This is a genomic window from Methylophilus sp. DMC18 (assembly GCF_056314005.1).
Genome location: NZ_JBQUZE010000005.1, coordinates 233,881 through 256,379 on the forward strand (window position 1 = coordinate 233,881; position 22,499 = coordinate 256,379).

The window sequence follows — 22,499 nt, forward strand, 5'->3', positions numbered from 1 at the left end:
CAGCGATTGTTTGTCAGGGGAATTGCATGTCTCAATTATCTTTAATACATCACGCGCATTATCGCCGTTTGTTTGTTGCCTTGCTCATTGCGTTTCACGAGCCGGGGTTTGCTGAAGACCAGCATCAAAAGGGGGAAGTCGACGCCTTGCCAGAAGTAAAAGTCACGTCCAAAATCGCCCATGATCAGCCCTCTGAACAAACCAAGTCATACACTGTAAACGCGACGGCGACCGCCACACGGTTGAATACCAGTCTTCGCGACACCCCACAGTCGATCTCGGTCATTACACGGCAGCTCATGGATGATTTTCGTGCGTTGACCGTGAATGATGCGTTATCGCTGGCGACCGGGGTCCGTGTCGAGCAATTTGAAACAGACCGCAGCGAATATACGGCACGTGGGTTTAACATCACCAACTTTCAAATTGATGGATTAAGTACACCGATCACCTATGGCACGCAATATGGGGACCTGGATGTTGCGCTGTACGACAGGATTGAAGTGTTGCGTGGCGCAAATGGCTTGCTTACCTCCACCGGCAATCCCTCCGCGACCATTAACTTTATTCGCAAGCGCCCGACCAAGGACCTTAAAGCACAGATCAATGCCACAGCTGGCTCGTGGGATAACCGTCGGCTGGATGCGGATGTTTCGGGGGCGCTTAATGCGGATGGCAGTGTACGTGCCCGTTTGGTGATGGCACACCAGGACAAGAATTCTTATCTGGATCGCTATAGCAATGAGCGCAACGTGGCATATGGTGTGATTGAAGCCGATCTTTCTGACCGTACCAGCGTGGCCGTCGGCCACACCTATCAGCAGAATAACTCTAGCGGTAATAACTGGGGCAGTTTACCGTTGCTATACGCTGATGGAAGTCCTAGACATTATAAACGCTCAGATAGTACTGCCCCCCATTGGAGTTACTGGGATGTAGGCACCAATATCAGCTTCGCTGAAATGACTCATCTGTTTGCCAATGGCTGGAAAGCCAAAGGACAGCTGACCCACAAGCAGACTGAGGCTGATGCAAGACTGCATTACATTTATGGCAACGAAGTGCGTTCGACTGGCTTGGGTCTCTTAAGCTACCCAGGCCGATACCATACCCGTACGGAGGACAATGTCTTAGATTTTTATGCGAATGGTCCCGTAGAGTTGGCAGGTCGCAAACACGAATTGGTCTTGGGAACCACCTTGAGCAAGGCGGATGTACGCGACTATTCACGTTTTGGTGCCATTGGCACACCGCTGGCAAGCTTTGAGTCTGCTGCAGACTTCCCGCTGCCAACCTTTGGGCCAGAGAGCAAAGTGGCTGATTTTTCGACTCGCACCATCAATACCTACGCAGCGGCCAGAATCAATGTGATGGATGACCTGAAAGTGACTGCTGGCGGCAGCTTGCTGAGTTACGACTTGCAGGGGATCAGTTACGGTGTACCGCAGTCAGCAAAAGAGGATAACAAGCTTACGCCATATCTGGGGGCTGTATACGATATCAACGATCAGCATTCGTTGTATGCGAGCTATACAGGCATTTATAAGCCGCAAGCCGAGCTTGGCCGCGACTTTAAAGTCTTGCCGCCTTTGCAGGGCAAGAATTACGAGGCGGGGGTCAAAAGTGAATGGCTAAATGGCCAGTTAAACAGCACATTTGCACTCTTCAAAACTGAACAAGAACATTTGCCGCAGCAAGTTGGCACCCAAGGTGCAACCTCGATTTATGAGGGCATAGAGGCGATTAGCAAAGGCTACGAGTTTGATATTGCCGGACAGTTGACGGATCGGTTGAGCATGAATGCGGGCTATACGCGCTTGATGAGCCTGAAGAACTCAGACGGCAAAAATGTTAATCCTTACACCCCCAGGCATCAGATGCACGTCGCAGCAATGTATAAAGTGCCTTATGTGGAACACCTCAAGTTAGGGGCCAATCTTTACTGGCAAAGCGAAACGCATGTGGATATCACTTTGCAAAACGTGGGTACTTTCCGCTATCGCCAGGACAGCTATGCCACCCTCAATCTGGTCGCAAATTACAAGATTGACCAGCATTGGGACGCGGCGTTGAATCTGTATAACGTGACTAACGAGAAGTACCTCACCAGCTTACGTTATGCCTATGCGGGTCAGGCTTATTACGCCGCGCCCATCAGTGCTTTAGCCACACTTACGTGGCGTTATTAGAACGCCAACCTCTTAGCAATCCGGTATGTTTACTGGCCCCTGATAGGGAGGGGTGCTGAGGGTTTTGAAAATAAAAATCAGATTGATCTTGTTGTTTGCCAGCCATCGAGTTTCGCACTCCAGTAGCCAGCTTTATTTAATATGGGAGTGTTGTGTGACCGTGATTCGATTAAAAACAGTTTATTTGTCGTTGTTGTTAGCCTTGCCGATGTCGGCAGCCTGGGCGCAGGGGGAGGCTGGGAAGACTGCTTCTGCGCCAGCTGCAACAAACACTGATGACGATCAGCAAACTCTGGGTGAAGTTGAGGTATCGACCAGCCGTCGTCAGAGTTTTCACTCAAACACGGTACAGGTCGGGACGTTTAGAGACATGAATCCGCTGGACGTGCCCTTGACCGTGAACACGGTGACGCGTGAGGTGTTGGATGCGCAAGCGACCAACTCATTGTTTGGCGCATTGCGGAACACCGCAGGGGTTTCACGCTCGCAATTGAGTGGCTCGACCTATGACAATATTGCGATCCGAGGCATTCTGGTCGAGAACCGCGGAAACTACCGGCTCAATGGTTCGTTGCCGATTATTAACCTGATTGATACGCCACTAGAAAACAAAGAGCGGGTAGAAGTGCTCAAAGGGGCTTCGTCTCTGTATTACGGCCTGGTGCCGCCCTCTGGCATTATCAACCTGGTAACCAAGCGGGCTGGCAAGGTTGAAAACAAAAGCCTGACGCTGTCTACCAATGAATTTGGTGCGCGTAGCGCCCATGTGGACTATGGCAAGCGCTTTGGCGCTGAGCAGCAGTTTGGTGCACGTTTTAATGTGGTCACTGGCAGCGAAGATATTGGCATTGACCATTATGACGGCAGCCGTGGTCTGGTTTCAGCCGCATTAGATTGGCGTGCAAACGATAAATTGTCTTTCAAGCTTGACCTTGAGCATTACCGCAAAGATGTTTCAGAGCAGGCTGCAATTGCCGTACCGACAGCCGTCAACGGTAAAATCACGCTGCCACCTGTGCCGTCGGCGACGCAAAACCTGGCGGGCAAATGGCAGCACTATGATGCTGAGGCAACCAATATTCTGTTCAGGACCGATTATGCCTTGAGTGATGACTGGAGTTGGTTGTTTGAAGCTGGACGAGCCAAGACGGAGCGCGACCGTAACTTTTCACAGTTTCAGAACTTTAACCCGCTGACCGGAGAAGGGCAGCTTCAGGTGTCGTTTGTGCGTAATCAGGTCTTTACCAACACCAATTTTAGAACCGAGTTACTCGGCTTGCTGGAAACGGGCCCCATCAAGCATCAGCTCACCTTGGGGTACACCAGTAATCAGCGTGAAGGCGTGACACCCATGTTTGCCAGCACTTCTGTTGCTCAAAACTATTTCAATCCCAGAGTCGTTCCTGTGCTTGCGGCGGTTTCCAATAATCGTTTATCTGACCAGACAATTCTGGATCGAGGCCTGTATGTATTTGATCAAATGGCGTTGACAGACCAATGGACCCTCATGGCAGGTGCGCGGCAAAGTCGTTATGACACCGAGACCATTGCCACCAATGCAGGCACGGCAACGGCTACGCGCTTCAACGCCAAAAAAGTCATCCCCTCCGTGGCGCTGATGTACAAACTTCAGCCAAATATTTCTCTCTACGCCAGTTACATTGAAGGGTTTGAAGATAGTGGTCAGGCACCAGCTAACCGGGCCAATGCAGGCGAGTTGCTGAACCCGGCAAAATCAAGACAAAATGAAATTGGCGTAAAAACCCAATTGTTTAACCGCTTTTTGCTGCAATTGGCTTATTTTGATATTGAGCGCGCCGCAGCGTTTACCAATCCGGTGACCAATACTTTCAAAGTTAATGGGGATGCAAATTATCAAGGCTTGGAATTTGCTGCTACTGGCGAGTTGACGGAGAGGCTGTCTGTTGCCGCCTCTTTCCTGCTGATGGATGCAACCTTGAAAACACCTGACGCGGCTAGCAATGGCAATACGCCAGAAAATACACCAGAGAAAACTGCCAGTCTGTTTGGCGAATACCAGATTGCGCAGGTCCCAGGCCTGTTTTTGAGCGCGGGCTTGTTTTATAGCGGCAAGCAACAGGTGAATGCATTTAATCAAGCCAGCATAGATGGCTACACGATTGGGTCGGTAGGGGCCAGATATAAGACCCTGCTGGGCAAGCAAAAAGCCACTTTTCAGGTCGTGGTCGACAATGTCACGGATAAAGACTACTGGAGTACCGCAGGGAACAGCCTGTTAGGCGTCGGCCGACCAAGAACCTTGCAGGCCAATCTGCGCCTGGATTTTTAACTGGCCCCTGTCACACACAGCTAGCTTGATATTGGCGTCAGGCTAGCTGCCCTGATGCGGTTTGTGCCCAGAGCACAGGCCGCACCTACTTCGATTAAACGGCACCGCACAATTTGAGCTATATGACGCTTGGATTTCCACCAGCATTTACATTTGCACAAATAAATTCTCGCACAACCTTTCATTGCTTGTAAAAATGAGAATTGTTATCATTCGTGCTTATTCAATTTGCAAGCCAACGAGCATTGTTTCCAGTAGCCAGCAATTAACTCATTCAATCAATGACGGGAACTATTTATGCCATCCGGCTTTAATAAAAAAACAATGACGATAGCGCTGATGATGGCGCTTCCAGCAATTGCGATCGCGGCAGATGAAGAGAAAAAAACTGCAGACGCGACTCAGACCATGACCGAGGTGAAGGTCAAAACGCAACGAATTCAAGATGCGCCTAACAAAGGCTATCAAGCGACCAAGACCCGCGTCGGTAAAACCTATCAGGATCCGCAAGATGTGCCGCAGGCAGTCACTACGCTAACCAGAGAATTGCTGCATGATCAGCAAGTTGGCTCACTGCGTGAAGCCTTGCGGAATGTGGTTGGCTTATCAGTCAATGCGGCTGAAGGGGGCCGTGCTGGCGATAACTTTAACCTGCGCGGTTTTTATACCTTTGGCGACATTTACCTGGATAACATGCGTGATACCGCACAGTACAACCGTGAGACATTTAACCTGGAGCAGGTAGATGTCTTGCGTGGTTCTGCGGCAATGTTGTTCGGGCGTGGCCAGGCGGGTGGCGTGATTAACCAGGTCACCAAGATGGCTGAGTTAAATGACAAAAATACCGTGACAGGTAGCTTGGGCAATTATGATTACCATCAGGCGACAGGCGACTTCAACAAGAAGCTGACAGACACTGCCGCGATTCGCGTGAATGTGATGGACAGACATGAAGAAACCTATCGTAAAAACCCGGCAAACGGGGATCATCCTGAGATTGATCGTCAGGGGATTGCCGTCAGTTTTGGGGCTGGTATCGGTACCGAAAATGAGCTGTTCTTGAACCATGTCTATCTGCGTACGCGCGATGTGCCAGACTTTGGTATTTCATTTGTAAACAAACGGCCGATCAATACTACGATTGCAGGTAATAAAGTTGATGACTCCTCCTTTTACGGCGGAAGCCAAAACTTTGATAACAGTGATACCAATATCACTACCGGTATTTTTACGCACAAGTTTGATGACGACACACAATTGCGTACGCAATTACGACATGCTGATTATGAGCGCGCTTACTGGGCAAAAACACCAAGCGCTGCATTTGCACCTAACGCAACTTTGGCTGGCACTTCTGGTTTAGGATTGGGTGGTAACAATAACAATGATGTTACGCGAACTCAGCATTATGAAACCTACAACCTGCAATCAGATTTTAGTACCAAACTGACGCTGGCAGGTATGACACATTCCGTTTTGACTGGCGTTGAATACCTGCATGAACATTCCTATCGCAATTCATTGCGCAATTTGGGTACCAGCGCAGCCCCTGAGTTCAGTGAAGATGAGGAAACTGCAATCACGGCTGCCAATACACAATATGCAAGATTCAGTGCTAACAACTACGCGGTATATGCACAAGATAGCGTGGAGTTTATGCCACATTGGACGGCATTGGTTGGGATAAGACGCGATGAAATGAAGGCGGATTACACGACTAGCGCTGCACCACACCTTGATTATGGCCAAAACAGTTACAGAAGTGGACTTTCATGGCAACCAACCACAGACCAACACTATTACATTACCTACAGCAATTCATTTAGCCCAACTGCTGACCTGTATCAGTTGACGACAGTCAAGCAACCGCCCGAGCGCAGCCGTACATTAGAGATTGGTAGCAAGTGGTTGTTTATGGATGGTGATTTAGCTTTAAGAACAGCGATATTTACAACCACCAAGGATTGGGAGCGAAACACTGATTTGATTGCTTTTGGTAATAACTCTATTCTGACCAAGCGTCGTCGCACAAATGGGTTGGAGGTTGAGTTGACTGGTAAAGTCACCGAGCATTGGGATGTCTTTGCTGGTATCGCTTTATTGGATGCAAAGATTATCAACGCTGCAGAGAATATTAGTACTGCTGGTGTTCAAACTAATGCCGATACCCGGCTGGATGGTCAGCGGGCAAGAAACACGCCGCGTACTACGTTTAATCTTTGGACAACGTATGACTGGAGTAATGGGTGGAAAATTGGTGGTGGCGTTGAGGCGAAAGCAGACCGGTATGGATATAGCCCAACGACCACCAATGCGAGCACTTTGTTTGTTAATGGCACCTTCAAGCCCAATACTGCGCCTGGCTATGCACGCGTCGATGCGATGGTGGCCTACGAACAACCGAAATGGGCGGTGCGTTTAAATATCAAGAACTTGCTAGACAAAACGTATTATGATGCGATTTATGATAATGGTGCTTTCTTGACACCAGGCAACCGTCGCCAGGCTATCGTAACTACTGAGTACAAGTTTTAGGAGTTAATTTGCTGTTAAGTTTACCGGGGGTTTTGTTTGAAGAAGAGCTGCATACTATCCGTGCCTTGCTGAAGCAGGCGCAATGGGTGGATGGCCGCACAACCGCCGGTATTCAGGCAGCCAGCGTTAAAAACAACCAGCAACTGGCCGAAGACGACCCGTTGCTGGCACAAATCCGCAGGATCGTGTTGCAGGCATTGCAGCGCGATCCTTTATTTTTTTCGGCCGCTTTGCCAGACAAAATCTTGCCGCCTTTTGTGAATCGTTATGCTGGTGAGACCAATGCCTATGGATTTCACGTCGATAGTGCCATGCGTCACATGCCGGATGGCAGTGCGCGGGTACGGGCAGATGTTTCGGCTACCCTGTTTTTTAACGACCCGGATGAATATGAAGGCGGTGAGCTGGTGGTGCAGGATGTGTTTGGTGACCAGCGCATCAAGCTCAAAGCGGGTGCTATCGTCATTTATCCCTCTAGCTCGGTGCATGCGGTGACGCCGGTCACGCGTGGTGAGCGCTTGGCTAGCTTTATGTTTATTCAGAGCATGGTGCGCGACGCCGCGCGACGGCGCATGCTATTTGATATGGATATGGCCTTGGTCCGCTTGCGCCAGCAACAAGGGGAAACGCCAGAAGTGGTGCAGTTAACCGGCATTTACCATAACCTGTTGCGCCAGTGGGCGCTCTAAGCGAATGCAGTCCTTACCTTTGCTCCCCTATTTTGCCCAGCAAGCGCAAGCCAAATTGCCAGCTGATGTCTGGCATTATTTGCAGTCAGATGCCGGGAACGGGTTGCAATTGCAGGTCAACGAAACGGGCTGGCAAAGCAAGAAGGTCTGTCCACGTCCACTCCAATCCCTCCATCAGCCCAACACAAGTTGTAGCATTTTTGGCGAGCAATGGGCGCATCCCATCCTGCTGGCGCCAGTGGCTTATCAGCGCTTGTTTCATGCCGATGGCGACATTGGCACCGCTGTCGCTTGCAATGCCCAGCAGGGGCAGATGATGGTGAGCAGTCTGGCCAGTCAAGCCGTGAGCGAGATTGTGATGCAGGCGCAACAACCGCTCTGGTTTCAGCTCTATTGGCAAGGCGATCGTGAACGTACCCAAGCGTTATTGCATAAAGCCGTGGCAGCTGGCATTAGCGCAGTCGTGTTCACTGTCGATGCGCCAGTCAAGCAAGCTTTGATTGATTTACCCGAAGGGATTTCGGCAGTCAATCTGGCGCAGCCATTGGCGATGCGACCCTTGCAAGCAGGCCAAAGCCCGGTGTTCGATGGCTGGATGACGCAGGCGCCGACCTGGGAGGATGTTGCCTGGCTCAGGCAGCAAGTGAACCTCCCCCTGCTACTGAAAGGCCTAATGCATGTAGAGGATGCCCAACGGGCGGTGGAATGCGGCTGTGACGGCGTGGTCATTTCCAATCACGGTGGCCGCGTGCTTGATAGCACCCCGTCAGTGGCGGCAGTGCTGCCAACGATCGTGGCTGCCGTGGGTAGCCAATGCAAAATCCTGGTGGATAGTGGTGTCCGCTCCGGGCAAGATGTGTTTAAAGCGCTGGCGATGGGCGCCGATGCCGTTTGTATTGGTCGCCCTTACATCTGGGGCCTGGCTGCAGAAGGCGCGATGGGCGTGGCAAAAGTGATCCGCACTTTGCGTGATGAGCTGGAAATGACCATGGCGTTGACTGGCGTTTCGAATTTGGCAGAGCTGCGCCAGGTAGAATTGTTTGAATCATGAAAAGGACGTTTTGATGAAAAAAATTGGTTTTTCACTCTTGTTGGCAATCGGCCTGCTGCATGCACAAGCTGCGTTGGCCGCGGCGGATTGCAAATCCTATCCAAAAGAGGAGTGGGCTTCAGAAGATACCCTTAAAGAAGCACTGGAAGCAGAAGGCTATACCATCAAAAAATTTAAAGTAGATGGTAATTGTTATGAAATTTATGGCCGTAACAAAGAGGGTAAGAAGGTTGAGATTTACTTCGACATGAAAACGCTGGCGATCGTCAAAGCCATCGGCTTGAAAGACTAAGTGGGGAGATGTTGCAGCCATCCGCAATGCTTTGGCCCTGGTGGGTGCGTCTGAGTCACTGGCTGGTGGCAGCCGGGGTGATGGCATTGTGGCTGATGAGCCATGTCTGGTATGAAACGGATGCGCTGCATCGCACGGTTGGCTACGCTGTGCTGGCAATCATTATGATCCGCATCATGGCCGGGTGTTTTAGCGCATACCCAAGTGCGCGCTTTCATCTGCCCGGCCTGCGTGACATCCGCGCTCATATTGCAGAGGTGCGTCAAGCAACCCTGCCTGTGCATGCCGGGCACAATCCGCTAGGCCAATGGGCCGTGTATGTCATCTGGATGCTGATTGCCTTGCTGGCGCTGACTGGTTGGTTAAGCCGCACCGATGCCTTTTGGGGCGAAGAGGGGCCGGTTGTGATTCATGCGCTGTTGAGTTGGTTACTGATGGCCGTGATTGCATTGCATATTGTTGCGGTGATCTGGATTGGACGCTTGTCCAAGCAGCATTTAGTGCGGCAAATGTGGCATGGCCGCATTCACTTACGCAAATAAGCGGGCCTTGCGCCTTTAATCTACTTCAATCGGTGGGGCAACCTTGAGCACTTCGTCTACGGTTGTCAGGCCTGCCGCAATTTTCTCAGCACCGTTTAACATCAAAGGTTGCATCCCCGCTTGCGTGGCAGCCTGTCTGAGTTGGATCAAATCGGTTTCAGGCGTGATCAGTTTGCGTAAGGTCGGTGTGAGTGTCAGCATCTCATAAATGCCGGTGCGACCACGGTAACCCGTGTTGCGGCACTCCTTGCAGCCCACGGCTTTCATGATTTTTGCCGGTTTGGCGGCCTTGAACGGGCGCGTAACGCTGGCCCATTCTGCGTCTGAAATGGTGGCTTCTGTTTTGCAATGCGGGCACAAGGTGCGCACCAGCCGCTGCGCCATAATCCCCAGCAGGCTGGAATGTATCAGGTAGGCAGGCACGCCTAAATCCAGCAAGCGCGTGACAGCGGATGGCGCATCGTTGGTGTGCAGCGTGGATAGCACCAGGTGGCCGGTCAGCGCGGCTTGAATCGCCATATCGGCGGTTTCCTGATCGCGGATCTCGCCGACCATGATAATGTCGGGGTCTTGGCGCATCAGCGTGCGTATGCCTTCGGCAAAGCCCAGGCCGATATTCTGTGTCACCTGCATCTGGTTAAAGGCAGGCTCTATCATCTCAATCGGATCTTCTACCGTACATACATTGACTTCATCGGTCGCCAATTGCTTGAGTGTTGTATACAGCGTGGTGGTTTTGCCCGAGCCGGTTGGCCCGGTGACCAGAATGATGCCGTTGGGCTGGTGAGTCCACTGCGCCCATTGCTCGCCCTGACGCTTGGAAAAACCAAGTAACTGAAAATCCTGTACCAGTACGTCCGGCTTGAAAATCCGCATCACCAGTTTTTCGCCAAACGCGGTCGGCATGGTCGATAAGCGTAATTCAACCTCCTTGCCATCAGTGTCTACGGTTTTGACACGACCATCCTGCGGGCGGCGTTTCTCCACCATGTCCATCCGCCCCAGCAGCTTGATGCGGCTGGTAATCGCATTCATGATATTGCTCGGCAGCTGATACACTTGATGCAAGACACCGTCGATACGAAAACGCATCAAGCCCAGATTACGGCGCGGTTCCAGGTGGATATCACTGGCGCGCTGCTCGAACGCATATTTAAACAACCAGTCGACAATGCTCACCACGTGCTGTTCATTCGCATCCAGTTGGCGGTCTTTGCCCAGTTCGATCAACTGTTCAAAGTTTTGTACGCCGACAATTTGCCCGGCCTTGGCGGCATTGGCAGATTGAATCGCTGCAGAAAGCTGATACACCTCGGGCAAATAACGCTGCAAGTCCAGCGGATTCACCATGACCACTTCAATGCGCAACTTCAGCATACGCTCCAGATCATGCAGCCAGGTCTGGTGGAATGGATCGGCCGTCGCAATTGTGGCCACCCCATTCCTGACCGTAATCGGCATGATGCGCAGGCGCTCGGCATAGGCTTGCGAGACAATTTGCGCCGCGGCACTAAAGTCCAGTTTTAGGGGGTCGATTTGATAATAAGGCACTGCAGCCTGCTCTGCCACAAAGCGGCTCAGGGCCTCTACAGTCAATAATTGATTGGGGTTTTGTAAATCCGGCCATTTTTGCTCGGCCACAATCACAACCGGGTGAATTTTGGAGCTGTCCCGCTTGCGATCTTTATAAAGCTTTTCAGCCTGGACTTTATCTGCATGCCCATGAGCAACCAGCATGCGTAACAAATCCGAGAGCCGCAGGCTCTCTATGGTTTTGGGTAAGGAAACAGGGATTGGACTATTCATGTCACATGCTGGCTAGACTAGCTGCAAATGATGCAAGAGTCATGCCATCAGGAGGTGGCAGAAATGGTCATATTGGTTAGATTTGAAATGTGTTTAGTCTGGGTTTTCTAAAGGTTTTTTTAATTTGAGTCTGTCACTTATTGATGAGAGTTGTTAAGTTTTATTTAAGATAGAATCTTGAGTGATGTTTTTTAAAGATACATTTTTTCGCCTCTCGGCGAGTTACTTTCTGGTGCTTGTCCCCCAGAAAGTAACCAAAGAGGAGGACACCCAGCCATCACTGCCTTCGGCTGCCTTGCGTTGCTCGGTAAAGTGGGCTGCCATCAAAACTCGCCCTGGCGGCTTGCACAAACCGCAAGCCACTGCGGAACTCAAACAGTTGATGGCAGAAAGCTCCCACTTCATCTGCGCTACTCAGCGTGATGGGATGGGATTTATCTCGTCAAAGTCACACTGTTGAAGTTTGGACGCTTGCAAAAACCAATTCTTTTATTCAATCCACTGACCGTTACGCTCATCTGGTGTTCGGGGTCCCCCTCTGCCGCACGCTTTAATTAAAAGAGTGCAACGCAGGGTTGGCGTGAGCCTTCGGCCATCGGCTGTTCGAGTTCCGCAACAAGCCACGACGTGTGCGGCTTGTCAGGACGAGTTTCGATGGTCGCCCGGCAAATCGAGTGGCACAGGAAAGAAGCGGAAGCTGGGGTGTCTTGTTCTTTGCCTTCTTTCTTATGGACAAGCATAAGAAAGATTGGTCGCCGTAAAGGCGAAACAAATCGCTATTCAAACGAGCTCATGTTTCAGGTTTAAATCTATTTGTTCGAGCAAGTAAATAATAAAGTTACTCGCTTGAGACAGTAAGCTGAGGCTATAAAAGGTCTAAGCATCGGATTGCTACAGCAATACTCGTCAAAGAATAACTTTTTACTGCGTTATTTAAATCGTCTGCGCGGATGTTCTATCACTGCATCTGTATCCGCATACTCAAATCCACCGCCTGAATATTTTTAGTCAGTGCCCCAATAGATATTCTATCTACGCCTGTTTCCGCAATCGCCCTAACCGTCGTTAAATCCACATTGCCCGATGCTTCCAGCAATGCTTGCTTTTGATTGATTGCGACAGCTTTACGCAGGTCTTCCAGCGTGAAATTATCGAGCAAGATACTGGTGGCGCCGGCATCTAGCGCTTGCTGCAATTCATCCAGTGTTTCCACTTCTATCTGGATATTATCCGTGCTGCGCATGGCGAAGGCGACTTCAAGCACGGCGGCAATCGAGCCTGCGGCGGCGATATGGTTTTCTTTGATCAGGATACCGTCGTACAAGGCCAGCCGTTGGTTGGCGCCACCGCCAGCGAGCACGGCATATTTTTGTGCCAGGCGCAGGCCAGGCAGGGTTTTACGTGTATCGAGGATTTGCGCTGGCAAACCGACAATGGCGTCCACATAGCGGCGGGTATGTGTGGCTACGGCAGAAAGCGTTTGCAAAAAATTGAGGGCCGGGCGTTCGGCACTGAGCATGGCGCGTGCGTCGCCATGAATATGGACCAGCGCTTGATTGGGGACGACGGGGTCACCGTCTTTTACCAGCCATTCGATCTGGATGCTGCGATCCAACTGCGCAAAGCACTGTTGCGCCCAGGCGCAGCCGCAGAGAATGGCAGCCTCACGACTGATGATGGTCGCGCTGGCCTGGGTGCCGGCAGGGATGAGTGCAGCGGTCAGGTCGCCTTTGCCCAGGTCTTCTGCCAGGGCCGATTGCACTTGCGCCGCTATCAGATCGGCATTTAAGTAGTCGGGCAAGTGTTGGTAAAGTGATGCAGTGGTCATGAGCAGCTCAGTCAATTTAAAATTTATGCAGATGAGCGTTCTAAGCCCATGGCAAAAGCTATTATAATAAAAGCACCCCAAGACCAGCGAGTTTTGTACCATCGTATTGCGTCATGGGGTATTTTTTCGGTAAAAGTACTCTTCAATCCGGCTCACATCACACTATGCAGCTTTTATATACGGTTAACAGTCCCTATGCACGTAAAGTGCGTATCGTCGCCATTGAAAAACATATTGACCTGACTTTGACGGAGGTCGTGCTGTCTGCGCCGGATTGTCCCGTGAGCCAGCACAACCCGTTGGGTAAGGTTCCTGTGCTGGTGCTGGATGATGGCGACGCCTTGTATGATTCACGCGTGATTGTCGAGTATCTGGATCATCGCACGCCGGTGGCCCACCTGATTCCGCAAGACCACTCAGCCAAAATCAAGGTCCGTCGCTGGGAGTCACTTGCCGATGGTGTGTGTGATGCTGCCGTGGCGGTGATCTTGGAACAACGCAAGCCAGAGGTGCAGCAGTCTGCACCATGGATAGAAAAGCAATTTGCCAAGGTGACGGCTGGCCTGACCGTGCTTGATAACGACTTGCTAAAGAAAAAGTGGTGTGTCAACGAAACGTTCAGTCTGGCAGACATTGCCCTGGGCACCGCGCTGGGCTACATAGACTTGCGTTTTAAAAATGTGCAATGGGAAGGCAAATACTGGCAAGAGAAGTTTCCTAATCTGGCCAAACATTACGGGGTGCTGGTAAAGCGTCCCAGCTTCAAGCAAACCATGCCACAGCCTTAGGGCACCTTATCTCAGCATTCCGTCCTAAGCTGTCGGGATGCTGTCTTGATTTTCTCCAGTTGATCTTCAGCCGTTCACCTTGTGATGCGGCGCTTTCCCCTTGTCTGCCTTCTTTTTCATTCTGCCTTTTGGCCTCACTGCATCTATCCACTTAAGCTTAATCATAGATCATATTTTTACGTTGCAAAACTAAATGATAATTGTTATCATTTAAGAATACTCAAAAACATGATCAATACATGCTATGCAGGCAATGAATGCACCCGTCAAAAAAAGATTGCTAGAACTGCTGGATGAGCTCATCGCTCATGATGGCTTCGGTAGCATCAAAGTGGATATACGCCTGCTCAAGCGGGGACAGAAAGAAGTCATTATTGATTGCGGCAAGCAGTACCGCTATGTGGTTGATTTTGAGTCCAGGCAGGAGAAGCAAGGCGCCTGACCAGGCGTGATTAAAACAACATCACTTTTATTTTTTAATTTCAATTTTATTGCCATGCGCAAAGCGTGGCGATTGAAATACTCAACGGTGTGGGTCCGTGAGACTTCATTTTAAAAAAATGGCGCGATGGCCTTCGAGAGGAAGGGGCACAAGCGCTCGTTGAGGAGAAATAAATCATGAAATTTTCAGCTTTGGCATTCACCTTAGGCATGCTGTTCAATAGTTCCGCGTTTGCGAGCCAGGCAGTATGGGACACCGCCAATCCCTGGGGGAGTCTGACACCAGCGAGTTATGCTGAGTGGAACGTCTTTAACAGCACCAATGACAATACACCAGATGTCGCTGTGACTGCCGGGATCACCGCTTCTGTGCAAGAAACCACAGGCGGTGCTTTTATCACTGGCGGGGGCAATATTTATAGTTTCTCTGGCGCTACGGCATTCACCGCGACCTTGAGCGGTGCCAGCACAGGCCTGTTTGATGTCTATCTGCGTATTGGAACCTTGGGCACCCTGGCCAACAGTTCAGCAACCTTGAATGGCGTTACAGCGACTTCCGTGTTGCAGTTTAACGAAGATCAAGGCACCGTGATGGGAGGGGCAACTGCTGAACAAGAGTTGTATTGGAAATGGAGCAATGTCGCCGCTTCCAGCCTGTATACCTTTAAATTCAATGCCAATTCATCCAGTATGAGTTTGGATCAATTGGCATTGGCCGCCGTGTCCGTGCCCACTGTGACACCGGTGCCTGAACCTGAGGCCTTTAGTCTGATGGGCTTGGGACTGGGTTTGATGGCATTTGTCGCGCGCCGCAACGCAAAAAAACAAGCCTGATTCCCATTCGGCTGACCATGGCAAAGGGGCTGTTTAGCCCCTTTCTTGCGCGCCTACTTATTTTCGTTAAATGAACATCACCGTTTTAAAGCGGGCTCGCTCTCTTGCGATCCTCTCCAGTTGCCTGCCTGAAAAAAGCTTCATTCGCACAAGGTTAACCTTGTCTGTGGGGCTGTGTTGGCTCGCCTGTTTTTTTTGGCCTCACGCCGCCTGGGCTGAGCAGCTCATACCAGACGTGGAGGCAACGGACGTGCAAACGCCCCCTGCGTCTCCAGCACCCACGATAAAACAGCCAGGGGCCGAGGAGGTGGATACGCTGCCTGAGGTCACCATCCAGGAAAAGAAACAAAAAGCGCCCGAGACTGGGATCAATCCAACCTTGCCGGTTACCACCATTACCAGCGAACAATTGCAACGTGCCCAGCCCAGCAATATTTTTGATGCGGTCAGAGCCGTGCCAGGGGTGTCTATTTCTGGCGGACCACGGCCGAGTGGCATGACGTTTGGGATTCGTGGCTACGTGGACAATGAAGACGTGCTGGTGAAAGTGGATGGCGTGCCCAAAGGATTTGAGAAATACCGCATGGGCGGCACGTTTATCGAGCCTGAGTTATTGAAAAGCATAGAAGTACAACGTGGGCCGCAGATTGCGAGTGGTTCCGGTTCATTGGGAGGCACTGTCAATGCGACGACAAAAAATGCCGAAGACTTTTTAAAGCCCGGTCAGAAGTATGGTGGCAAGGCCAAGTTTGGCTATGGCAATAACAGTGATGAATATTCACGCTCCTATCTGCTGTATGCGCGCCCCGATGAACGCGTGGATATTTTGTATAACTATTCCAATCGGCAGGCCAATAATTTGACCTTGGGCGATGGCTCCAAGCTACAAAGTTCTGCGATTGAATCTATTTCACAGTTGCTCAAGGTCAGTGTGTTTCCAACCGAAGACTTGCAGTTGGTGACCTCTGTGGTGAAGTTTGAGGATACCGGGCTACAACCCTATGATGCGACAGGCGGACAACCCGGTTTCTTTGGCAATGTGGTGCGTTCGGTGGATGATCTCACCTGGTCAGAGACAGTGAACTACGATCCTCAACACCCGTGGATCAACTTTAAGGGCACTATCGGCGCCGGGCATACGCATTTGCAAGATGTGATTGGTCAGGGTGCGCCGTTCAATTCCACGTTTAATGCCTTGCAAAGGCAGTGTCAGGGTGTCATCAATACGACAAATCCCGCGGATACCACGACTTGCCGCGGCAATTTGACGGATACGTACGAATATAAAACAAACACCGTAGACCTGAGCAACCGGGCAATCTTTGCTGAGAAAGATCTATGGTCTGTTTCGTTACTGACGGGCTACCAATACAACGCCAGCGAACGTGAAATTACCCGCTTCTTCGACAATCGGAAGACCGCGTTACAAGCGCTTTATCCCGACGGCTTTAATGCCTCAGCGCCGCCAGGGCGCAAGTCATTTCATGCCGTTTATGTGCAACCAAAGTTTGAGTTCGGCGCATTTTCAGTGATCCCGGGCTATCGCCAGGACCGTTATCAAGTAGAGGCTGATGGAGGGACTTTGGCCTTGCTCGCCCCGTATGGCCAGGCAAGCACCATCAAATTCAAACAAGAGACCTGGAGTCTGGGCCTGGCCTATGATGCCTTAGCCAAACAAAACCCCGACAAACTAACCTTTTACAGCAATTACGGGCAAGGCTTCAGGCCGCCCCTGATTGATGAATATTTTACGCAGGGGCCGTTCAGCCGTTGTCGTGCGCAAGTCATGACAACCAAGGGGCCGAAGTCGCAGATTTGTGGGGATTTGTATGTGCCGCAGCGCTCTGAAACCACCGAGGCCGGGGTGAGTTATCAAACACCGCACTTGTTCAATAGCACTATCTGGTTTTCAGGCAAGCTGAATTTTTATCACACCTATACCTCGCATTTGCTGACCTCATTGCGTGAAGATGCCAATGGCAATCTTGCGCAAGATGGTTGGGAGCGCAGAAACGGGGTTGAGGTTGAAAGCTTTTTGCAATATCGTGGGTGGTATCTGCGTAGTGCGTATTCCAGAATCAATGGTGGGATTAATACCGGGCTGGTCAGTGCGCCGTTGTATACCGCGCCAGGCAATACCTTCAATGTGCAGCTGGGCGCCGTGCTCTCAGAGGCAGTCGATCTGAACCTCAGTTACCGCAAGGTTTCTGACCGGGATATCCTGTTAAGTGGGGATGGCACCACCGCCAGCCCTTACCGGTTTGGGACACAGGACGGCTATGCGCTTTGGAATGCAGGTGCCCGTTGGCAGGCGAGTAAACATGTGACGTTACGACTGATCGGTGAAAATCTCAAAAATACGCTGTATCGCCTGGATGGCACCATGGGCGGCCTGGGTATGTACGGCCCGGGCCGGAATGTGAAATTTCAGGTTGAGCTGACCTACTAGCCAAGATGGGACATTGGCGGTTGACGACCGCTGCTAGAGTGGGCCCAAATCGTCATCGCCCAGCAAATGCAGCTTGTTTTTGTGACGCAAGGTTTGACGCTCGTTCAAGCGTTTTTGTGCGGGGCTCGGGAAGTCGGTAAAGCTGATCAGGTTACGCTCAATCAAAATGCCAATCAGGTCTTCAAGCACGCGCGCGAGCTGAATGTCACTCTCACGGAAGGTGTGGTGCCTTTTGAGTTCGTCATCCAGAAAACACAAATACTCTGTGTCGGTATTATCTATTTCCACCCAGTCCGCAGCCACTTGCGTATCCGGGCTGGCCGCAATAATCGCACCTTGGTTATTTTTTAAGACGTAGGCCATCAGGTGTCATTCCTTGTCACTTGGCAGTGTATTTTGATTAAATGGTGTAAACAAAAGCAATAACCATGCCTCGCGCTTGCGATCTCAACCCGGGTTAAAGCGCACCCGTGATGATGCCGCCGCCCAGACAGACGTTGCTTTCGTAAACGACCACACTTTGCCCCGGTGTGATGGCCCATTGATGCTGACCAAAGCGAATAGTTGCCTCTTCTGCATTCACCGCATCGACCTCGCAAGGCGCATCCGGCTGGCGATAACGGGTTTTGGCAGCATATACCCAGTTGGTACGCGGCTCTTCGCCACTAATCCAGTGCAGTTGTCCCGCTTTCAGCCCGTCGGATTTCAGAAGCGGGTGATCATGGCCTTGTACCACAATCAGCTCGTTATCGGCCATATGCTTGGCGGCGACAAACCACGGCTCGCCATTGCTTTCACGGCTACCGCCTATCTTGAGCCCCTGGCGCTGACCAATGGTGTAATACATCAAGCCTTCATGCTCGCCCACCACTTTGCCTTCGGGCGTACGCATCACGCCAGGATGACGCGGCAGGTAGCGCTGTAAAAACTCCTGAAACGGCCGCTCGCCAATAAAGCAGATACCAGTTGAATCCTTTTTCTCGGCATTGGCCAGGCCATGTTCACGCGCGATTTCGCGTACTTCACGCTTGAGGTATTTGCCTAACGGAAACAGCGTTTTTGACAACTGCGCCTGATTCAGGCGTGACAAAAAGTAACTCTGGTCTTTGCTGCCATCATCGGCTTTAAGCAGTTGAAAATTGCCTGGCTGGATCGGGTTTTCACGCACTTGAGCATAATGTCCCGTGGCGATTAAGTCTGCGCCCATACCCATGGCATGGTCCAAAAACGCCTTGAACTTGATCTCGGCGTTACACAAAATATCCGGGTTAGGCGTACGGCCCGCCTGATACTCCTGTAAAAAGTTAGCGAACACTCGCTCTTTATACTCGGCGCTAAAATTCACGGTTTCAATGTCAATACCAATTCTATCGGCCGCAGAAACCGCATCAATCAGGTCCTGGCGAGAAGAGCAATACTCATCCGTATCATCGTCTTCCCAGTTCTTCATGAATAAACCGGTGACCTCATAGCCTTGCTGTTTCAACAACAAAGCGGTCACGGAGGAATCAACGCCGCCGGACAACCCGACGATCACATGTGGCTTACTCATAATGCTTGGCCCAAATGCTTCAAAATGTCTAAAGAATAACGTTTACCCGCCAGGTAATCCTGCACACACAACAGCACTTGCGGGCTGCGCATCAACTCGCCTTCGGCCGCAATCTCGGCTTCAGTTTTCCATACGGTGCGAATAATGCCATCGTCTAATGCTTGCTCCGGATAATGTGCACCCAATTTGCCGGTAAAGGCAAAACGCAAGTAGGTAATGCCATTGAGCGGATGCTGCCAGTGGTAAATGCCCACCAGTGCCTCAGGGGTGAAATCATAAGCCGTCTCTTCCAGCGTCTCACGAATCGCAGCTGCAATAATCGTTTCACCTTCTTCCAGATGCCCAGCCGGCTGGTTAAACCTGTTACCGCGGTCTGTGGTTTCTTCTACCAGCAAAAATTTGCCATCTTTTTCAATGATGGCTGCAACGGTGACGTTAGGTTTCCACTGCAGGGAAGATTTGGATGGATTTGAAACGGTGGAATTCAAGATTTGCGGGTTTCGTTAAAAACGCTATTTTACCGCTAAGTGATTGATTGGGGGAGGCTTAATTTACCCCGCCTTGGCACTATGCGGCAGTGATCAGTTGTGGAAACAGGCCAGACAAGCCATGCGCAATAAACTCAACAGCCATGGCGGCCAGAATCAAACCCATCAGGCGGGTGACAATATTGATACCGGTTTTACCCAAGTAGTGCGTAATGCCATCTGCGAGTTGTAACAGGCCCCAGATGAACAACGAAATCAGCGCAATCGGAACCACCAGGCTAAGGTGCCCCCAAAAGCCGGGGTGCTGTTGCGCAGTCAGGATCATGCTCGAGATGGCACCTGGGCCAGCTAATAATGGAATGCTGAGCGGTACAATGGCGATAACTTCACGCTCAGCCATGTCATGAGCTTCTTCGGGAGTTTGGCGCGTAGCACTCTGTTTGCCATGCATCATGGAGATAGAAATTAGCAGTAATAAAATACCGCCTCCCACCTGGAATGAGGGGATGGTGATGCCAAAAAAGTCGAGAATTTTGTCACCGATAAAGGCGGAGACGCATAAGACTATCATTACGGTGATAGCCACTGTACGAGCGGTACGTGCTCGCTCAGCTTTGCTCCAGCCACTTGTGGCGCTGATAAAAATAGGCAGGCAGCCGATGGGGTTAACGATGGCGATCAGGGCGATGGCGACTTTGAGCAGATATGCGTATTCGGTCATGCTGTTTCAGACTCCCAATCGTGCGGCTGGTTGCGTGGTAGGTGGACTTATGCCGGGCGTTTATCGAAAAATGCAATCGGTTGTGGTGGTGGCATTTGCAAGATGTGTTTGCGCACTTTGCCCATCACATGCATTTCGCAAGGTTTGCAGTCGAATTTCAGCGTGTATCTGTCGTTACCACTGATCAGCGTCATGGGCTCAGCCGTCACCGTGCCTTGTACACCGATGACGCCTTTGGCTTCTTTGGGGCATAGGCCGTGGCTAAAACGCAGACAGTGCTTGGTAATCATCACCGGTACTTCATCTAGCTCTTCATTGGCCTCATAAGCGCTGGCGATGAGTTTGACGCCATGCTTGTGATAAAAGTCGCGTGCTTTCTGGTTATAGACGTTGGCTAAATAACTCAGGCTATCTTGCGGATAAATGGCGGGTGGTTCGGCTGCTGCACGCAATAGTGGACGCTCGTAAGCTAGTGTTCTGATATCGACCAGTTGCTCAACGGCATCACGGCGCAGTTGATTGACTGTGGACGCTGGTAAAAACCAGGGCTGGGTCAGCTCGAGACCTATATCTCTGGCAATAAAATCGGTATTGCCTAGTTTTGCCAGGTTTTCACGCAAGCTGGTTTCCGCTTTTTCGACATCATTGGCCAATTGTTTTTCTGCACTGCATTGGGAGGTCGCGCTGAAGCCTTGTTCATCGGTGAGTGTTAAGGCAAAGCCATCAGGCGTTTCGTAAAAGGCAGCATCAATCGCAATTTTGCGCGAGGCTGAATCTTTTTCCAGCAAACGCATAAAGGCATGGTCTCGGTTGCGGTAAAGCTGCGTGTTGTTGCGAATATCCGCTGGCATTTCGTTTGGAAACAGGCGGTAGGTGTATTTATCCAGCGCTTGCACCGTGTTTACGCGCAGGCCAACCAGTTCTTTGTGTACATCAAAAAAGCATACACCGTCACCGTTGTGAAGTTCTATGTCGGTCGCCACATCAATAAAATCTTTACCCACCTTACGCACTTTACCCAGTTCTTCGCCGGCAAATTTGGGTGTATCAAACGCGCCGATATCGGCCTGGCGGCCATTGGCGAAATAATCGGTGGAACTGCGGTTAAAAGTTTTTTCCGGTTGCGGGGTAAATGTGTAGGTGGCATGTCCGGCGGAAGACTTCGCGTATTCCGGCATTTCTTTCAGAATTTCATCAAGCAGTTGGCGGTAATGCGCAGTGGCATTTTTTACATATGGCAAGTCTTTGTAGCGGCCCTCAATTTTAAAGCTGCTGACACCGGCGGCGATCAGGGCGCGTAAGTTGGCGCTCTGATCATTGTCTTTCATCGACAGGTAATGTTTGTCTTTGCCGATAATGCGACCTTTCTGGTCTTCCAGTGTGTAAGGCAAGCGGCACTCTTGTGAGCATTCCCCACGGTTAGCACTGCGGCCGGTATGCGCGTGGCTGATAAAACACTGGCCACTAAACGCGACGCAAAGTGCGCCGTGAATAAAATATTCCAGGTTGGCAGCGGTGGCATCGGCAATTTTCTTCACCGTGGCAATATCCAGTTCGCGTGCCAGTACGATCTGGCTAAAGCCGACTTGATCCAGAAACTGTGCTTTTTCAACGGTACGGATATCGGTTTGTGTACTGGCATGTAGTTGGATCGGTGGCAAGTCGAGTTCTAGTAAACCCATATCCTGCACGATCAGCGCATCGACACCGCTGTCGTATAGCTGATGCACCAACTGGCGAACACCTTCGAGTTCGTTATCATGAAAAATGGTATTTAAGGCGACAAATACCTCAGCATGAAAGCGATGCGCATGCTGCACTAACCTGGCAATATCCTGAACGGTATTTGGTGCTTTGGCACGCGCGCCAAAGGCCGGGCCACCGATATACACGGCATCGGCACCATGGTTAATGGCTTCAATACCGAAATCGGCATTTTTGGCCGGGGCGAGCAGTTCGAGATGTTTGCGGGTTTTTTGCATG

Annotated in this window: 18 protein-coding genes; 11 read left to right on the top strand and 7 right to left on the bottom strand. The window is 50.9% G+C overall.

The features are described 5' to 3' along the window. Positions 1-26: 26 nt before the first annotated feature. From ACT53G_RS12855 to ACT53G_RS12885, 7 genes are all read left to right on the top strand, one after another. Positions 27-2,189 (top strand): TonB-dependent siderophore receptor, encoded by a 2,163-nt coding sequence (locus tag ACT53G_RS12855; RefSeq protein WP_476169605.1) that lies wholly within the window; start codon positions 27-29, stop codon positions 2,187-2,189. 154 nt (positions 2,190-2,343) lie between these two features. After that, a complete protein-coding gene (locus ACT53G_RS12860; protein ID WP_476169606.1) occupies positions 2,344-4,500 on the top strand; it encodes a TonB-dependent siderophore receptor in 2,157 nt (718 codons plus the stop codon). A 339-nt stretch (positions 4,501-4,839) separates the two neighbouring features. Beyond that, positions 4,840-7,035: a TonB-dependent receptor gene (locus ACT53G_RS12865; protein WP_476169607.1), complete on the top strand. Its 2,196-nt coding sequence runs from the start codon at positions 4,840-4,842 to the stop codon at positions 7,033-7,035. A gap of 8 nt (positions 7,036-7,043) precedes the next feature. Continuing rightward, positions 7,044-7,724: a Fe2+-dependent dioxygenase gene (locus tag ACT53G_RS12870; protein ID WP_476169608.1), complete on the top strand. Its 681-nt coding sequence runs from the start codon at positions 7,044-7,046 to the stop codon at positions 7,722-7,724. A gap of 4 nt (positions 7,725-7,728) precedes the next feature. Further along, positions 7,729-8,775 carry an alpha-hydroxy acid oxidase gene (locus tag ACT53G_RS12875; protein ID WP_476169609.1) on the top strand — a complete coding sequence of 349 codons (1,047 nt, stop codon included), beginning with the start codon at positions 7,729-7,731 and terminating at the stop codon, positions 8,773-8,775. A gap of 13 nt (positions 8,776-8,788) precedes the next feature. Beyond that, a complete protein-coding gene (locus ACT53G_RS12880) occupies positions 8,789-9,067 on the top strand; it encodes a PepSY domain-containing protein (RefSeq protein WP_275356608.1) in 279 nt (92 codons plus the stop codon). Between the two features lie 26 nt (positions 9,068-9,093). Next, positions 9,094-9,609, top strand: coding sequence for a cytochrome b/b6 domain-containing protein (locus tag ACT53G_RS12885; protein ID WP_476169610.1), 516 nt, complete (start codon positions 9,094-9,096; stop codon positions 9,607-9,609). Positions 9,610-9,624: 15 nt separating this feature from the next. On the opposite strand, the gene tfpB is transcribed toward ACT53G_RS12885, so the two are convergent. Both tfpB and nadC read right to left on the bottom strand, forming a co-directional pair. After that, positions 9,625-11,415, bottom strand: a complete 1,791-nt coding sequence (gene tfpB / locus ACT53G_RS12890) for a type IV pilus assembly ATPase TfpB (RefSeq protein ID WP_476169611.1) — start codon at positions 11,413-11,415, stop codon at positions 9,625-9,627. 958 nt (positions 11,416-12,373) lie between these two features. Further along, complete coding sequence (gene nadC, locus ACT53G_RS12895; RefSeq protein WP_476169612.1) at positions 12,374-13,243, bottom strand: carboxylating nicotinate-nucleotide diphosphorylase; 870 nt, start codon at positions 13,241-13,243, stop codon at positions 12,374-12,376. Between the two features lie 164 nt (positions 13,244-13,407). Between nadC and ACT53G_RS12900 the strand changes: the two genes are divergently transcribed. From ACT53G_RS12900 to ACT53G_RS12915, 4 genes are all read left to right on the top strand, one after another. After that, positions 13,408-14,031, top strand: a complete 624-nt coding sequence (locus tag ACT53G_RS12900) for a glutathione S-transferase family protein (RefSeq protein ID WP_275356612.1) — start codon at positions 13,408-13,410, stop codon at positions 14,029-14,031. Between the two features lie 244 nt (positions 14,032-14,275). Then, positions 14,276-14,473 carry a hypothetical protein gene (locus ACT53G_RS12905; protein WP_194749262.1) on the top strand — a complete coding sequence of 66 codons (198 nt, stop codon included), beginning with the start codon at positions 14,276-14,278 and terminating at the stop codon, positions 14,471-14,473. 176 nt (positions 14,474-14,649) lie between these two features. Further along, on the top strand, positions 14,650-15,306 hold the full coding sequence (locus ACT53G_RS12910; RefSeq protein ID WP_476156563.1) for a PEP-CTERM sorting domain-containing protein: 657 nt from the start codon (positions 14,650-14,652) through the stop codon (positions 15,304-15,306). Positions 15,307-15,556: 250 nt separating this feature from the next. Next, complete coding sequence (locus ACT53G_RS12915) at positions 15,557-17,755, top strand: TonB-dependent receptor domain-containing protein (protein ID WP_476156565.1); 2,199 nt, start codon at positions 15,557-15,559, stop codon at positions 17,753-17,755. A gap of 33 nt (positions 17,756-17,788) precedes the next feature. Here ACT53G_RS12915 and ACT53G_RS12920 read toward each other — a convergent pair whose 3' ends face one another. From ACT53G_RS12920 to ACT53G_RS12940, 5 genes are all read right to left on the bottom strand, one after another. After that, positions 17,789-18,118 (bottom strand): hypothetical protein, encoded by a 330-nt coding sequence (locus ACT53G_RS12920; RefSeq protein WP_194749265.1) that lies wholly within the window; start codon positions 18,116-18,118, stop codon positions 17,789-17,791. A 94-nt stretch (positions 18,119-18,212) separates the two neighbouring features. Continuing rightward, positions 18,213-19,307, bottom strand: a complete 1,095-nt coding sequence (gene mnmA, locus ACT53G_RS12925) for a tRNA 2-thiouridine(34) synthase MnmA (protein ID WP_313985930.1) — start codon at positions 19,305-19,307, stop codon at positions 18,213-18,215. After that, on the bottom strand, positions 19,304-19,759 hold the full coding sequence (locus ACT53G_RS12930; protein WP_379073765.1) for an NUDIX hydrolase: 456 nt from the start codon (positions 19,757-19,759) through the stop codon (positions 19,304-19,306). Before ACT53G_RS12930 ends, mnmA begins: the two co-directional genes overlap by 4 nt. A 115-nt stretch (positions 19,760-19,874) precedes the next feature. Then, entirely contained in the window at positions 19,875-20,516 is a 642-nt protein-coding gene (locus ACT53G_RS12935; protein ID WP_379073488.1) for a YchE family NAAT transporter, read from the bottom strand. A 47-nt stretch (positions 20,517-20,563) separates the two neighbouring features. Next, entirely contained in the window at positions 20,564-22,498 is a 1,935-nt protein-coding gene (locus ACT53G_RS12940) for a peptidase U32 family protein (RefSeq protein ID WP_476145189.1), read from the bottom strand. Position 22,499: the final 1 nt, after the last annotated feature.

Coding starts and splice junctions, on each gene's coding strand:
- ACT53G_RS12855 (WP_476169605.1), top strand. CDS start 27: ATGTCTCAATTATCTTTAATACATCACGCGCATTATCGCCGTTTGTTT.
- ACT53G_RS12865 (WP_476169607.1), top strand. CDS start 4,840: ATGATGGCGCTTCCAGCAATTGCGATCGCGGCAGATGAAGAGAAAAAA.
- ACT53G_RS12875 (WP_476169609.1), top strand. CDS start 7,729: ATGCAGTCCTTACCTTTGCTCCCCTATTTTGCCCAGCAAGCGCAAGCC.
- ACT53G_RS12880 (WP_275356608.1), top strand. CDS start 8,789: ATGAAAAAAATTGGTTTTTCACTCTTGTTGGCAATCGGCCTGCTGCAT.
- ACT53G_RS12885 (WP_476169610.1), top strand. CDS start 9,094: ATGCTTTGGCCCTGGTGGGTGCGTCTGAGTCACTGGCTGGTGGCAGCC.
- tfpB (WP_476169611.1), bottom strand. CDS start 11,415: ATGAATAGTCCAATCCCTGTTTCCTTACCCAAAACCATAGAGAGCCTG.
- nadC (WP_476169612.1), bottom strand. CDS start 13,243: ATGACCACTGCATCACTTTACCAACACTTGCCCGACTACTTAAATGCC.
- ACT53G_RS12900 (WP_275356612.1), top strand. CDS start 13,408: ATGCAGCTTTTATATACGGTTAACAGTCCCTATGCACGTAAAGTGCGT.
- ACT53G_RS12905 (WP_194749262.1), top strand. CDS start 14,276: ATGCAGGCAATGAATGCACCCGTCAAAAAAAGATTGCTAGAACTGCTG.
- ACT53G_RS12910 (WP_476156563.1), top strand. CDS start 14,650: ATGAAATTTTCAGCTTTGGCATTCACCTTAGGCATGCTGTTCAATAGT.
- ACT53G_RS12920 (WP_194749265.1), bottom strand. CDS start 18,118: ATGGCCTACGTCTTAAAAAATAACCAAGGTGCGATTATTGCGGCCAGC.
- mnmA (WP_313985930.1), bottom strand. CDS start 19,307: ATGAGTAAGCCACATGTGATCGTCGGGTTGTCCGGCGGCGTTGATTCC.
- ACT53G_RS12935 (WP_379073488.1), bottom strand. CDS start 20,516: ATGACCGAATACGCATATCTGCTCAAAGTCGCCATCGCCCTGATCGCC.
- ACT53G_RS12940 (WP_476145189.1), bottom strand. CDS start 22,498: ATGCAAAAAACCCGCAAACATCTCGAACTGCTCGCCCCGGCCAAAAAT.